This is a genomic window from Paenibacillus litoralis, from assembly GCF_046244365.1.
Taxonomy (GTDB): domain Bacteria; phylum Bacillota; class Bacilli; order Paenibacillales; family NBRC-103111; genus Paenibacillus_V.
Genome location: NZ_CP176395.1, coordinates 3,692,688 through 3,707,779, shown reverse-complemented (window position 1 = coordinate 3,707,779; position 15,092 = coordinate 3,692,688). Strand labels below are relative to the sequence as shown.

12 protein-coding genes and 1 pseudogene are annotated in these 15,092 nt (G+C 56.7%); all 13 read right to left on the bottom strand.

From position 1 onward, the window contains the following. Positions 1-189 precede the first annotated feature (189 nt). Complete coding sequence (locus ACKGJP_RS14860) at positions 190-1,461, bottom strand: methyl-accepting chemotaxis protein (protein WP_409346399.1); 1,272 nt, start codon at positions 1,459-1,461, stop codon at positions 190-192. A gap of 149 nt (positions 1,462-1,610) precedes the next feature. Beyond that, positions 1,611-2,660: a succinylglutamate desuccinylase/aspartoacylase family protein gene (locus ACKGJP_RS14855; protein WP_409346398.1), complete on the bottom strand. Its 1,050-nt coding sequence runs from the start codon at positions 2,658-2,660 to the stop codon at positions 1,611-1,613. 70 nt (positions 2,661-2,730) lie between these two features. Continuing rightward, positions 2,731-3,609 carry a dihydrodipicolinate synthase family protein gene (locus tag ACKGJP_RS14850; RefSeq protein ID WP_409346397.1) on the bottom strand — a complete coding sequence of 293 codons (879 nt, stop codon included), beginning with the start codon at positions 3,607-3,609 and terminating at the stop codon, positions 2,731-2,733. Positions 3,610-3,651: 42 nt separating this feature from the next. Beyond that, entirely contained in the window at positions 3,652-4,380 is a 729-nt protein-coding gene (locus ACKGJP_RS14845; RefSeq protein ID WP_409346396.1) for an MBL fold metallo-hydrolase, read from the bottom strand. A 30-nt stretch (positions 4,381-4,410) separates the two neighbouring features. Continuing rightward, positions 4,411-5,397: a Gfo/Idh/MocA family protein gene (locus ACKGJP_RS14840; RefSeq protein WP_409346395.1), complete on the bottom strand. Its 987-nt coding sequence runs from the start codon at positions 5,395-5,397 to the stop codon at positions 4,411-4,413. A gap of 66 nt (positions 5,398-5,463) precedes the next feature. Beyond that, positions 5,464-6,558 (bottom strand): threonine synthase, encoded by a 1,095-nt coding sequence (gene thrC / locus ACKGJP_RS14835; RefSeq protein ID WP_409346394.1) that lies wholly within the window; start codon positions 6,556-6,558, stop codon positions 5,464-5,466. Between the two features lie 245 nt (positions 6,559-6,803). Beyond that, complete coding sequence (locus ACKGJP_RS14830) at positions 6,804-7,496, bottom strand: FadR/GntR family transcriptional regulator (RefSeq protein WP_409346393.1); 693 nt, start codon at positions 7,494-7,496, stop codon at positions 6,804-6,806. A gap of 21 nt (positions 7,497-7,517) precedes the next feature. Then, positions 7,518-8,234, bottom strand: coding sequence for a FadR/GntR family transcriptional regulator (locus ACKGJP_RS14825; RefSeq protein WP_409346392.1), 717 nt, complete (start codon positions 8,232-8,234; stop codon positions 7,518-7,520). Positions 8,235-8,430: 196 nt separating this feature from the next. Next, a complete protein-coding gene (locus ACKGJP_RS14820; protein WP_409346391.1) occupies positions 8,431-9,585 on the bottom strand; it encodes an N-acetylglucosamine-6-phosphate deacetylase in 1,155 nt (384 codons plus the stop codon). Between the two features lie 176 nt (positions 9,586-9,761). Then, on the bottom strand, positions 9,762-10,805 hold the full coding sequence (locus tag ACKGJP_RS14815; RefSeq protein WP_409346390.1) for a LacI family DNA-binding transcriptional regulator: 1,044 nt from the start codon (positions 10,803-10,805) through the stop codon (positions 9,762-9,764). A 214-nt stretch (positions 10,806-11,019) separates the two neighbouring features. Continuing rightward, positions 11,020-13,014, bottom strand: coding sequence for an alpha/beta hydrolase family protein (locus ACKGJP_RS14810; RefSeq protein ID WP_409346389.1), 1,995 nt, complete (start codon positions 13,012-13,014; stop codon positions 11,020-11,022). A 128-nt stretch (positions 13,015-13,142) separates the two neighbouring features. Next, positions 13,143-13,928 (bottom strand): hypothetical protein, encoded by a 786-nt coding sequence (locus tag ACKGJP_RS14805; protein ID WP_409346388.1) that lies wholly within the window; start codon positions 13,926-13,928, stop codon positions 13,143-13,145. A 69-nt stretch (positions 13,929-13,997) separates the two neighbouring features. Beyond that, positions 13,998-15,068 (bottom strand): annotated as a pseudogene (locus tag ACKGJP_RS14800) (hypothetical protein); the annotation flags it as partial. Positions 15,069-15,092: the final 24 nt, after the last annotated feature.

Sequence of the window (15,092 nt, the reverse complement as noted above, 5' to 3'; positions counted from 1 at the left end):
AATAGTTGATACCTTCATGGTACATGGCCAAACCATTTAGAGACAAGTCTATAAGCCGTCTTTATTACAGCGAACAGTCTCCGTTTGTAAACGTTTTATCGATCCATCGGACATCTCCTTGTGCCGACTCTCTCGATTCGCTTTGTACGCCTGATCACATAGAAAAACCGCTCCCAAAGGAGCGGCAGTCTACACCCGAAAAACTTTCACCTTTTCCTTCAAACGGTCCGCTTGATCGCGTAAAATTTCCGAGGAAGCCGCAATTTCCTGCATAACGGCCGTTTGATCCTGAACCGCGGAAGCGACCTTGCGGGCGCCTCCGGATATCTGCTTCGCGATCCCGGCAATGTCCCTCGTCTCGTTGAGCGTGTGATTGATTTGAATTTCTTGATCCGAGATGACACCCACGATTTCCTCGACGGATACAGCCGCTTCCTTGACGGAATGCTTCATCAAGTCCAGCGCTTGTCCGGCGGATTCTCCTTTCTGCGCCTCCGCAAGTACGCTGTCTACCTGGCGTTTCATCGTTCCGACGACATAACGGACATTCGCCTGGATTTGACCGATCAATCCGTTAATATCGCCGACCGCGGATGCGCACTGCTCCGAAAGCTTGCGGATCTCTCCCGCAACGACCGAAAATCCCAAGCCGTGCTCCCCTGCCCGCGCCGCCTCAATCGAGGCGTTGAGCGCAAGCAGCTGCGTCTGATCCGCAATTTCCCCGACCATGCGCGAAATACTTCCGATCTCCCTGGCGCTTTCGTCGAGCTGCTGGACCAGGCCGATCGAATGACTGCTCGACGAAGTCAGTTCGTTAATGCCATTAACCAACGAGCGTACCGTCTCGCCGCTCCGCTCGATCGTATGTACCGTGCCGAGAGACAGCTGCAAGGCGTGCTCCGCCTTCGTACGGACGTTGCCCGCTGCGATCGTCATTTGCTCGACGGAGAGGAGCGTGCCGTCCGCCGAGGACGACTGATGGTCGGCGCCGTCGGAGATCGATTCCGCCGTCCGCGAGATCGACTCGATTTGTCCGGCTGCATCGTTGATGACGCCGGTTAAGGAAGAAGCGCTTTGGTTCGCTAGAGACGCCGTATTGGAAATTTCACCGACGATGAGCCGTAAACTGTCCATCATTTTATGTACCGATGCGCTGAGCGCCGCGATTTCATCGGAGGAATCGGGAATCGGAATCGCAACGCGCAAATTGCCCGTCGACGCTTCGTTTACAGCTCCGGTTAGCCTCAATAAAGGCCTGACCAGCCATTTCGCCGCGAGCCAGCCGAGAAAGCCGCTCCAAAATACGCCGGCCGCAAGCACAAGCGTGATATACATAAGCTGCGGCATTTCCGGTGCGATACGATCCTTGAGAACAAAAATAAAAAAAGCGCTGCAGCCGTATGTGGTTATCGATACGCCGACGATCCCTGCCACTAGCTTTTGGACGATGCCGAACCTCATAACCGCCCCTCCGTTTCGATAGTAGATAACATGCTATCCATATCCTACCGGACTACGCAGGTTCGTACTGTGATTAATATCACACTCGAAGAAGCGGGCGAGACGCGAAAAGACTAAGGCTGCAGCGACGTTCGCTGCAGCCTGCCATTTTATAAAGCTTCCGCCGTTTGGGTCAGCATATACACATAAGCGCCTTTACGGATATAAGGCGTGCCCGTCATGCCTACGACGACGCCGGACTTCGGCGCGTGAAACGGCTCCAGCAGCGTACCGAACCAGTCATAGACGGCTCCGATCCGGACTCCTGCGGTTACTTCATCCAACAGCGCAACTTCGGGGATGAAAAAGCCTTCCGCCGCCGAGTTAACCGATACGTCGAAGTTGCCGTCGCCCGACAGCCGATACCGGATCGGCGGCGACTCGCCTTCGATCCACCGGGAAGGCTCGCACAGCATGCCGAGGTGCCGCATTAAGCGCAGAGCGCCGCCGCGAAAACGAAGCTGCTCGTCCGGCCGAATACGGCGGCCGCCATAAGCTTCGGTGTACAGGAACGGCACGCCGCATTCCAGCGCTGCGGAGACGGTTCTGCCGGGCGCGATTTCGGGATGCGCCCACAGCACCTCCATGCCGAACACTTCCGCCGCGGCGCGGGAACGACGGCCGACCTCGCTATCGTCGTTATGGTAGTAGCCGACAAGCTCGGGTACCGCAAAATGCGTTCCTCCGCTGTGCAAATCCAGCATGAAATCGGCTTTGCCGATCAGCTGCCGCTGCAAATGCCAGGCAAGCCGCTGCGTTATCGTGCCGTCCGGCTTGCCCGGAAATTCCCGTGCAAGGTTGCAGCCGTCCTCCGGCGTCGTGCGCGTCTCCCCGTAATATGACAGTACGTTCGTCACAGGCACCATCAGCAGCGTCCCGCGAATATCGTCCGGCTGCAAATCGCGGCACAGCTCGATGATCGTCTGAACGCCTTCATATTCATCTCCGTGAACGGCGGCAAGCACGAGCAGCGTCGGCCCGGGCTCGGCGCTTTTTATGGCATGGACGGGAATATAAGCCTCCCGCTCCACTCCCCCATTTGCCTCTTCTGCAAGCTGCTCCAGGCCGTCTGCGCCGTTCAACGTCAAGGCGAAGCTTTGCTTCGTCCCCGTCTCCAGCTCGGCGGCTTGAAAGCTTCCCGCGTACATTCGCTTGTACATGCGCTTCCCTCCACATCTTGATAACGATTACCGCCAGCTGTTCACAAGTGGAACTCCCGTACAGCTTCTATTAGAGAAGTGCGAGCTTTTCCATGCAATCGCGAACTTTCAGGGCCTGCTGCTCGTTCAGCTTGGGCGCGTAATCCGGGGCGAAATCCCCCTCATAGCCGAGCACGTTCATCGCATACGAGAAGCCGGGGAATACGCCTACTTCTACGAACGTGTCGCGCAGGAGGATGATGCCGTCAAGCGCAGCCGACGCCGCTTCTTTCTCCCCGGCTTCGAGGGAGCCGTACAGCTTGTTTGCAAGCGGGAGCGTACAGCTGAACATGCCGTCCAAGTTTTTCTCGATGCCGTATTCGTATGCAGCATCGAACACATCGAGGCCGCTGAACAGCAGTTCGAACGCCGGATTCGTCTGCTGCTGCACGCGAGCGAGCGTACGGACAGTAGGCAAATCGCCGGATTTGATGCCGGCAATATTGCGTACGCTCATCAGCTTTTGAGCAGTCGACGCTGCGATTTTCGTCTTCGTCACGCCCGGCAGATCGTACAAGTAAAGCGGAAACTCGGAAGTCTCGGCCAGCTCCGTAAAGAAGCGCAGCACCTCATCCTGTGTTAGCGCATAGTAGTAAGGCGTCGTCGCTACGACCCCGTCGAGCGGCAAGCCGGACAAGCTTTCGATTCTAGCCTTGACGCGGGCGACCGAATTGTCCATAACCCCTACGAAAACAGGCGTTTGCCTCTGTACCGCTTCCGCGGTGATTTTGGCTACCTTGACAAACTGGCTGTCCTTGATCTGCGGCTGAATGCCCATCGATCCCATCGCGAGAAGACCGGATGCTCCGGCGGCTGCCTGATCCTCCGCATGCTTGCGCAAACTGGCTTCGATCACATTGCCTGAACCGTCTAATGGCGTACCAAGCGCCGTATAATAACCTTTTCTCATCCTCAATAACCTCCCATAAGTTCTGGTTCTCATGAACATGCATCATACGATGCTCTTTGGAATACCGCCGCCTGCGAAAATCTCCATCGCTTCGCGAACGTCCTTGCTTCCCGTACCGATGACGGGCGATCCGTGCCCGGGGAACAGATGCATGACGTTCAGCTCCGCTAGCTTACGAATGCTGGAAGCGAGCGCTTCCATTGAAAAATCGGGCGTTCCGATCGCCGCGATCTTCCCGCCGGCGAATACGGCATCACCGCTAAACAACGCGCGAAGCTCCGGGCAATACAAGCTTGCATGATCGCTGCTGTGGCCCGGCGAAGCGAGGAATTTCAGCGTTACATCGCCGATTGCAATCGAGGCTCCGTCCGCTGCAGCAATGGCCGAAGGACATGCCTCGAACCGGTAGTCCGGCGGGTAAATGCCGTCTAACCGCGCTTGGCGCAGGCCGTTCGCTTCCTCGTCGCCTTCTCTTACCACGCGGGCCGTTTCTTTGGGACAATAAACCGAAGCGCCCGTCAGCCGCTGAAGCTCGGCGGCGCCTCCCGCGTGATCGGCGTGCGCATGCGTCAGGAAGATCGCTTCGATTAGGCTCTCGTCGAAACCGCAGGCGCGTATTTGCGCGATTACTGCTTGCGGGTCTATACCGGCCCCGCTATCGATGAGGGCGGCTGACGATCCGCCGACAAGCAAATACATGTTGCAGTCGTATTCGTTCGTCAGCTTGCACCCGAGCGAACCGCTTCCTACCATAAAGATGCGATCTTTCACGCCTGCCCGCCTCCCTTCCGAATGCTTTCGTCAGCCGAGCAAGACCGGCTTGCCGGTTTGGCAGGAAAGAACGACCGCTTCGGCCACGCGAACGGCGGCTAGCGCATCCTCCGGCAGCAAAATGTCCGACTTCCGTCCGCTGCGGACGCAATCGTAGAAATGATGCAGCTCCTCCAGCAGCGCGCCCGCCACCCGCCCGTACCGCGGCTGCCAATCGTAAAGCACGCCGTTCTCGGTCGTTTCGTCTCCCCAAATCGCCAGACCGTCATCCGGCTCCTGAAAATGTACGGTGCCGCGTTCCCCGACGACTTCCATCCGGACGTCGACCTCCGCGGGCGCGCCGTTCGGTACGAGCCAGCTGCTTTCCACGATGCCCATCATGCCGCTCGCAAACTTCAGCATCGCCCACTGCAGGTCGATGCCGCCTTCCGCAGGACCGGAGCTGTGCGCGAACACCTCGGTTACAGACGAACCGGATAGCCAGTGCATCAGATCGATGTCGTGTATGCCAAGAATATACACCGGATCTACGCGGCGGTAGATTGGAAAATACCGGCTGCCGTTATTGCGCCTGCCGTAAATGGAACGAAGATTGCCAAGCTTACCCGAATCGACCGTTCGCTTCATTTCGATCTGGCGGATGCCGAAGCGGCATACATGGCCGACCATGAGCAGCTTATTCGCCTTCTCGGCCTCCGCGATCATGCGTTCGCACGCTTCGGAATCGATAGCCAGCGGCTTCTCGACAAATACGTGACACCCTGCTTGGAGCGCTGTGACAACCGGCTCTTCGTGAATGTGCTCCGGGGTCAGCACCGTGACCGCGTCCAGCTGCTCCTCTTCCAGCATACGCCGCCAGTCCGTATATCCGGCGCAGCCGTATTCGTTCTGGACGCTTTCTACGCGTTCCGGATTCAAATCGGCAACAGCCGTGATGCTTACCCCGGGAATTTGCCGTATCGACTGCAAATGATAGATGGAGAACCTGCCGAGACCAATCAATCCGACTTTAATCATGTTTGCCGCCTCCCTGCTCTGCTCCTGCGATTTCGACTCGCTATTCAAATCCTATGAATCGACAACCTAACCGAGCTCTTCCACCGATTTTAAAGGAACCGCCGGCTTGCTCTTGACGATGGCCTGCAGCCGTCCCGCATCTTTGTAGCCCGCTCCTGAGAGCACGCATACCACAGACGTTTCAGGGCCGATCCGCCCCTCCTTAAGCGCTTTCGCTGCACCCGCCACTGAAATCGCCGCAGCAGGCTCGCAAAGAATCCCTTCCTTATCCGCCAACTGCTCCTGCCAGAACCAGGTTTCCGTGTCCGGCACCGCCTCGGCCCAGCCTTCGCCCGCATTCAGAACGCGAAGCACGTCGTCTCCGTCCGGCGGATTCGGCACCTGCAGGCCGGAAATCTGCGAGGTCGAATCTCCTCCTGCAGCCGTTTCGCTTCCCTGCTTCCACCCCCGCACGATATTGTCGCAGCCTTCCGATTGCACGGCGACCATCGAAGGAACAGCTGTTCCATTCAAACGATGAATATCTTCAAAGCCTTTGCGAATACCGGTAAAAAGGCCGCCGCCCCCAACCGGCACGAATACGGCGTCCGGGACCGCCTCATTCCAGTCGTCGTACAGCTCGTATGCGATCGTTTTTACGCCTTCCATCGCTACGGCATTGAATTTGTAGGCGGTGATCATCGATTCCCAGTTCATCCGTTCCGCTTGGCGCTTGATATGGGCGAATACGCCGTCGCCGACCGCAATGCTTTCGCCGAACCCTTTAACTTTCGTCACGTTAGCGCCGTGTGCGACGACTTGAAGCAGCTTCGCCTCTACGATATGCTCCAGCACATACAGGTGATAAGGAATGCCCGCACGCGCCGCATAAGCTGCGACGGAAGCGCCGGCGTTGCCGGAAGTCGTGCCGATGCATGCCGTTTTCCCTTGCTGCAGCGCCCAGGAAACGCCGACCGCAGCGATCCGGTCTTTATAGGATCCGGTAGGATTGCCGGATTCGATCTTGAAATACAGGTTATTTAATCCGAGCGCCCTGGCGATGCCTACGCTCTTCACAAGCGGGGTTCGGCCCTCCCCCAACGATATTTGCCGTTCCTCCGCCACCGGAGGAAGCAACTTTTCATATCGCCATACGCCGAGCTTGCTGGAATCTGCGAGCATGAGTATCAAGGCCTCCTAGTTACATTCTTTCAGGTTTCACCCGTATGAATGACGTCTCTTTATATACTATGGTCTGACCAATTTGATGATAACACTTCCAAACCGAACGGTCAACGAAAAAATCAAGGATAAACGGCTTCGCTGTCCTTTTAGGGACAAGCGCGTTTAGCTAGATTTAGAGCGACTTCCACGATTTACTTTCTGATAAATGAACGAAACGGAGTCCGTCCGTTTCGCCGAAACCGTTATTTCGATTTGAGATGCAGATGCTTGCGCAGCAGCTGTCTCGCCTCGTCCAGCTTGCGGTTCCTAAGCAAGGAAATGAGCGCCCGATGCTCTTGAAGCGTCGCTTGACTGGCGCCTCCCAGCGGCTGCAAACCGTTCCTCTCGATCGCCACAAAATAATCCTGCACGACGGCCACGAGTTGGTAAAACAGATCGTTGCGGGTAAGCTTAAGCAGCTCGCGATGAAATTGCGCATCAAGTGCCAGAAACCTCGCAGGGTCGATATCCGTTCGCTCCGCTTCGTCAATCAGCCGTTCGAGCATCGCGTAATCCTCATCTTGCGCGCGATCGGCGATTTCGCTAAGAGCGGCCTGCTCCAGCATGAGCCGGAAGTCGAGAAGCTTTCCTACGCTCTGGTCGTCTCCTTCCCAGCCCGAAAGCAGCTGACGAAAGAACACCGTCAAGTTCGGCTGGGCGATGAAAATCCCGCTGCCCTGCACTTTGAAAATCAGGCCGAGCGTCTCCAGCTGATTTAGCGCTTCCCTGACGACGGTCCGGCTGACTTGAAGCCGTTCGGCCAGATCCCGTTCGGTCGGGAGCTTGTCGCCGGGCTTGAGTCCGTTTTCACTGATATAAGCTCTGATCCGGTCGCTAGCCAAATGACTCAGCATATTGCGCTGCAGCGGCTCAGTCGGTTCCATTGGCTGTGTCATGCCTCTACTCCTTCCCTTTCGTTAATGCTTCTCTTCTCCGCCGTCTGGATTCGCTTCCAGCGAAGCCACAAACAATTCCAGCGGACGCAAATGATCGCGCATGCAAGCTTTGGCTTTCTCCGTATCCCCGGCTCGAATCCAGTGCAAAATCTGCTTGTGCTCCAGAAGCGATAACGGATCCGGAGTGTGCAAGGTGGAAGCCACGCCCTCCATCGGCACGAAAAAGCCAGCGATAAACTCGCTCAATTCGCAAAGCGTATCATTGCCGGAAGCGCGAAAAAGCGAACGGTGAAACTGCAAATCCTCGTGTACGATTCCGCCGCCATCCTTCAGTTTTCTTTCCATTTCCTCGACCCAGTACGACATTTGCGCGATTCGTTCCTCGTCGCGAAGCATGACGGTCAGCTCAATCGCGAAAAGCTCCAGAGAAACGCGAATTTGCAGCAATTCCTTTACGGTTTGCGGCTTCCGGTTCCAATGGAACGTAAAATGATGCGACATCCCGCTGATCGAAGGACGCGCTACATAGATGCCGTCGCCCGGCTTCATCTGAATGATCCCTACCGTTTCCAGCGACTTCAGTGCCTCGCGCACAACCGTCCGGCTGACGCCGTATCTGTCGATCAGCTGTTTCTCGGACGGCAGCTTATCGCCGGGCTGGAGCCTCATTTGTTCGATATATGCTTTAATGCTTTCGCCCGCTTGCTGGGAAAGCGTTTCCTTGCGTATGCCCTTCACCCGTTCACCTCCGCCGTGCGTTGACTCTTCGCAATCCGATCGCATGTTTGCGGGGCGAATCCCGCTATGTCCGATCGTCCAAGTCAAACACGCTACTAGTTAATGTAACGGCTGGAGACGGCGATTGTCAATTTCCTAAACGGCCGGAACGCCGGGGAGAGCTTGCTACTATTGCTGCGGGCATACGACCAGATCGCTACGGCGTCTGCTTAAATACCGTTTTCCCTTTTAGTACGGTTTCCCGAACCGACAGCTTCCCGGCCCCCTCCGAGAAATCAAAAAGCGTCAGGCTGGCATCCGCCCCCGGTTCGAGCTTGCCGCAGTGACGAAGTCCGACTGCCGCTGCAGGACGCAGCGTTACAGCCTCGACCGCTTCCTTCAGACTTAGGCCGGCAAGCTTTACCGCATTCTCTACTCCGCGATCGATCGATTGCGCGGAGCCCGCCAATATCGCCGGGTTTGCCGCCGTCTGCAGGCGGCCGTTCGGCAGCAGTTCCACTTCGGAGCCGATCAAGCTCTTGTATACGCCGGGCGCCATGCCGCCGAACTTCACGCAATCGCTCACGATGATGAACCGGTCCCGCTTCGCGCGCATCATCGCTTTCAGCGTGTTTGCAGGCAAATGATGGCCGTCGGCGATAAACATCGCCTGCAAGCCGTCTTCGGCAAGCTGGTCCCATATATAGTTGGGATGGCGCGGCAAAACCGGGTGGGCGCCATTGCCGAGATGCGTGGAGAGCGAAGCGCCTGCGGCAACCGCAGCTTCGATCTGCGCGGCGGTCGCCATCGTGTGGCCGATACTGACGGCTACGCCTTCGTTCGTAAGCTCGCGGACGAAAGCCGGCGCCCCTTGCCGTTCGGGAGCAATCGTCACCAGCTTGATCATACCGCCGGACGCTTCCTGCCACCTGTCGAATTCCTTAAGATCCGGATCTCTTATATGGCGGCGGTCGTGAGCGCCTCGAGGGCCGTCTTCCCCGCTTAAGTAGGGCCCTTCCACATGGATGCCGCATATCGCCCCGGCCGAATCTTCGCCCGATGCGATTGCCTGCTTGATGGCCGTAAGCGCCTGATGAATGCGTTCGAAGCTGCCTGTGATGACCGTAGGCAAGTAGCCCGTCACGCCGCAGGCGAACATCGCCTTTGTAACGCCGAGCACCTCCTCCGGATCGGTCGCGTCGCCATTCAGGTCGCATCCGGCGAAGCCGTTCACCTGAAGATCGATCCAGCCCGGCGACAGCCAAGGCAGCTTTCCGTCATAAGCAATAGGATCGATCGCGGCGATTTTCCCGCCGGATGCAGTAACCTCCACGCATTGTCCCGTATCGTACCGTTTACCCGACCATTTCATTGGTACATGCCCCCTTCGACTCGATTGATTTACTTTAACAGTAATCGATTACTAAATACTTATAAAAAATGCGATTCGGCTTTCGCTCCATCGCTTAATCGTCTTTGCGTATGGGGTTGTTTCCCTTTGTCTTTATCTGCCCGCGCCGTAACCCAACCGGCCGAACCGCTTAACCCTCATCCCTCGGTCGGTCTGACCGAATCGCGGACGATCAATTTGGGAAGCAGCATGACGTCCATTTCATGATTGTTTTCTTTACGCAGCTTATCGAGCAGCATCGTGCATGCAAGCTTGCCCATTTCGTAGTTCGGCTGCTTGATCGTCGTTAGAGCCGGCGTAACCATCCGGCTGAATTCGATGTTGTCGAAGCCCATCACCGAGATATCCTCCGGCACGCGTAGTCCGTTCGCGGCAAGCTCGTTGATGACGCCGAAAGCCGTCAAGTCGTTACAGGCAAATATGGCGGTCGGAAGCTCCTTCAACTGTAATAAATTGCGAGTCAGCAGCTTGCCGTTCTCGAACTCGTAAATCCCGTCGTACACTTCCTTCTCTTCGTCGGCGATTTGTACGTAGCTGTCATTCTTGTCCACACCCGCCGCATGCAGCGCTTCGAAGAAGCCCTGGTAAATATGCTGACGGCTAGGCCTGTCGAGCGGTGCCGTTACGTATCCGATTTTGCGGTGTCCCTTTTCCAGCAAATAGCTGGCCGCCATATGGCCGCCGCGGCGGTAATCGAATTCGATCTGCAGCACATCCGGCAAGTCCAGCTTTTGGTCGATGGCGATAACATTCAATCCCATTTTGATCAAATGCGTCATCAGCTTGCGGTTGCCCGAGATCGAAGACAGAATGACGCCTTTGACTTGCTTCTCGAACAATGTTTTCAAATAGCCTTCTTCCAAACTGCCGTCCTGCAGCGAATTGCAGAGAAGCACATGGTAGCCGCTTTTGCGAGCGGCTTCCTCGACGCCCAGCATGACAGCCGCATAGAACGGGTTGCTGATCGTCGGAATAATGACGCCGATCGTCATATTGTTATCCGTTTTGAGCTGTTTCCCTATCATATTCGGAATGTAGTTCAATTGCTCGGCCAAATTCTGGATCTTGGTGCGGAGCTTGGCGCTAACCGGATAATCGCTATTGCTGAGCACTCGCGAAACGGTAGCGGAAGATACGCCGGCCTCTTTCGCGATATCATGAATCGTCACTCGTTTCTGCATGTCGATAACCACCAATTGGACAAAATAGGTGCTGAAATCGTTAATAGTAATCGGTTTCAACTAGGTTATATATTAACATACTTTCTCTTCCATGGATATCCGCCGGTTCATTGCCATGTCCGGCATGGGTCCGTGAGCGGTTTTTTTCATCGCCCTTACACCCATCCGTAGCTTGTGAATGAATCCAATCTTCCTCATCGCACTTTGAGAATCGTTACGCGTCCGCCCACCACGCAAGATCCGGCAGGTCGAAATGCCGCAGCATGCCCGGCAAAACCGTGCTCAGCACGTCGTACTGCACGTAATGTCGCTCGTTCAGCCAATCCTCGACGCGGCTGAATCCCCCGCTGAACGTCCATTTACGGACCCGCCGCTCCCGATCGAGCGCCTGGGCAAGTTTCGTATAGAGACTGAATCCGCCTTCCCCGTATATCTCTATCGTTTCGGCTGCTATATGATCCGGCTGTACAGCCATGTCCACGGACCTCAGAACATCGTAAGCGCGAATCGCCGCCAGACTGTCGCCCAGAAACAGTAAATCGGTCGTCAGCTTATGCAGCGTACCGAACGAATCGTATAAGCCGCGCGGGCTGATCGCATTCGGCGTAACAACGCCTTCCCCGCTCACATCCAGCACCATGACGGCATGGCCCGCTTCCGTTTTCTCTTTGATCCACTTCATTCGGGAGCTTAAAGCTCTCGTTCCCCGTTCCCAAACGGCTATAATCAAAGGCTGTTTGCCGCCTTCGTTAGCGCCGTCCCGAAACAGGAACGCGTGATTGTGCAGTCCTTCCTGGCTCCACCAGAGCCAGCTGTCGATTTCTAATCCGTCTATCGTACCCAGCGGCAAATGCCGGGGATTCAGCTCGGCTGCCTTGCGGTTCCCCATAACCGTTTGCTCCAGCCATGCCAACGCCGCTTCTTTGCGCTCTTGGTCCGGGATGCTCAAACGGAGGCGTTCCCATTCGCGTGCCCGATCGACGTTTTCCTCCCACGGACCGCGTTCTCCTGCAAAATGGCCCCGCACCTGCCCGCTGCTAGTGGCGAACAACTTTTCGGCGTCAACCGGCTCGAAGGACGGATTGTCGGCAGCGGCTCGCGGCGACTCGATAACGGATGGTACCGTCTTGCGGCCGAGGAAGCGCTCTGCAAAAAAGGCCGCCGCCGCTTGAGCCATCCCCTCCGAATAGCAATGCCGGCACCGGTCCTCGTAAAGCTCCAGTTGAGCCAACTTCCCTTTGCCGTACATCTCCCAGAACCGTTTGCTTCGTTCGACCGTCCTTCTGGTGCCTTCAATTGGGAAGAAATCGTACTGAGCCGCAAGCACAAGTACCGGCCTCGGCGCCATAGCCATCAGCAGATCCTCATGATCGAAGCCCTTCGCCGACATACCCGGCCATATTTGCTCCGCATCTTGTCCTTGCCCGGCATACAAGTACGATTCGCGGTTCATCACGAAGGTAGCCGGGGCTGCTGCCGCAATCCTGCGATCCGTCAGCATCGCCATTGTGGTTTGCAAGCCGCCGCCGGAATTGCCGGTGATGCCGATTCTGGCAGGGTCGACATCCGGCCGCGTTTGCAAATAATCGATCGCCCGGACGATGTCGTGCAGAAAATACCGGGCAAGTCCGTCGCCAAGCGGCCAGCACTGCGCGCCGGCCTGCTCGTGATCGGACGTGCTGCGCGGAACCGCCATCTCGCCGGTAGCGTGATCGTAGTAGCCGGAGCGCTCGCCTTGTCCAAGCGGGTCAATGGCAAGAACGAGAAGGCCTCTCGATGCGATCGTCTGGCAGACGGCCTGATAATTGGGCGCAAGTCTTCCTTCTTCAAAATGGCCGCAAACGAATAAGACGGCCCCCGTCGGCTCCGATAGACCATCCGGTACGTACAAGGAAGCGGTTACGTGCGTGTTCGGCCGCGATTCGTAAATAAGGGCGTCGATACGCATGCCCTCAAGCTGTACGTGTCCGGTGACCGTCGCATGCAGAGGCGCTTCGGATGCCGGCAAGCCTCCGATTCCTTCGAGGAACGCCTCGCGCGCTTCCTCGCGCCGATTCTCGAGCTGCTCCCGCGTCACGATCTCGTCCCTCATTCGGTCTCCCGCGGCAAACGCCTCGGCGGATCTCTTATAAACATGCTGCCGAAGCTGATCCTTGACATCGTATATACTAAGCGCGAAGTTTTCCAGTTCCTTCACGGTCCAATCCATACTAGCGTCCCCCGTTCCTTTCTTGTGTTGCGTTCGTATTCTGCTTGCTGCAGCAATCGGCTATTTCGCGTTCCGCATACAGGCGACCCGGTTTAGCGGGCAAACCCGCAACCGGGCCTGCGAAACCGTTATCGTTTCAAAAGCAGGACGCGTCCGCGAATGCCCGCGCGCTTCCGTCCGCCTTCGAACAACGCGACCGGGCTGTTTGCCGCTTCGATCCCAATCCGGTTAATCCCCGCCTGCAATACGGACAAAATCTCCCAGGCAAACGGTTCGCAAAGTACGTTACCCTGTTCCTCTCCATTAACAACCAGCCGGGCGACATCGTTGATTTCCTCCGCATAAGGCCATACCGTTTCCGCTCCGGCAAGCCATTCCTCCGATAGCGCGACTTCCTTCTTGTAGAGCATCGTACCCGCGAAATGCGGGTAACCGATGTCGTCCCAGCTGTCCAGCTCCCGCAGCGAGCCTTGGGCTGGTTTGTAATCCAAACGGCCGGGCGGAAACCCCGCATGCGGAAACGAGACCTTGAAATCTCCGTAAAGCCGAAACGGTTCGAGGAGCAGTCCTTCTTCTCCAAAATGAATCTCAACGACGTTCATCTGCACGCCTGTGCCTCGCTTCAGGAAAGGCCCGATATCGATTCTGCATGCGCCCGTCCATGCCGACGTCTCATAAACGAGGAAGGTCGGTCCCGGATTCCCCTTCGCATAAAACCTGCAATACCCGTGTCCTCCTTGACGAAACCTAACGCCCGGCTGCTCCAAAACGTTGAAAGCAGGCGCAGCGGTGACCGGCTGACCGCCCTTCGGCGCAAGCTCCCAGAAATGCCAATGGGACAAGATCAGCACATTGTCGTCCTTCGGAGCAAGCTGCCAGTCACGGGATATATCGATTGCGGAAGAAGCCTCCATCGCATCCAGCGCTTCCTCTCTCCAGTCCAGAGCAACCGCCGGCTTGCCTCCCTTCCTTAAACGCCCCGCTTAGGCTCTAAGCGCAAACCCGTCCACAAATACGTCCAGCAGTACCGACCGGTGCGGCGGCATGACGAGCGCCATGCGCTCTCCGGTTAAAGGATGCTGCAGCCTCACAGCTTGCGTTTCGTCCAGAGCGTTCGTAACCATCATTCGCCGAACCGCCCCTGCCATCCGCGTATGCACATAGGCTTGTGCCGGCAGCTGAACCGCTTCGCCGTCAGGCTGAGCCTTCCACAGCGTCAAGTCTCTGTCGATTGCAAGGTCAAGCTCTTCCACTACGTGGGTGCCGTCGATTTGCTTCGTCCAGAATTTATCGGGGACATGCGCATAGGCTTTGTCGGGATCTCCCTCTTCGTCGGCCGAAGCCACGATCTGCGGCGTCCCTCCGATCCAGTGGCTTGACTGATAAAAAAAAGAAGGCGGAGCCTCCTTCTTGCGAAGCCCGTCTACGGAATAATATTGTCCGTGCGAAACTACGTCGGTAATCCCCATGACGAACAGCCAGTCGGCCATTTTGATTAGCGTCTTGAAATCGGTCTCCCAGCCGTTCGCTCCGAAGGGCTCGACCAGCGTCTCCCGTTTGCCGAGATGGTGCGCGGCAGAGCTCGCCATCTTGGGGCCCAGATGCAGCAGCGGGAATTCGGCGCTCCCGATTCTCCCTCCGATCAGATCGGTCCCTGGCAAATGAAAGCTTCTTAGAAGAGAAAGCAAATAAGGCGTCCATTTCGTCTGTCCGACCGGGTCCTCCTCCGGACTGATATGACCAGTCATGAGCAGTCGGTGCTCCTTGCACCACTCGGCAATCGGTTCAACGAATGACGCCTTCAGCAGCTTGCTGAGCGCAAGCCGGTAATCGTGACGAATCTGCGCGGAGCGTGCGTCCACGGAAATAAACAGATCCGGAAGCCGGTCCTCGATATCGTATCCGAAACATTCGCGAAAAAATGGAGCCAAGTAAGGCGACCATGCCGCATCACCCATAAGCTTAAACTCATCCGTAAAAATGCCGGGGATGACGCCGCCGAACAAGTGGCCGAAACGATCCGCGTATTTTTCATGCGTAAGACGGATAAAATGGCGGACGGCTTCCGATTACTGCTT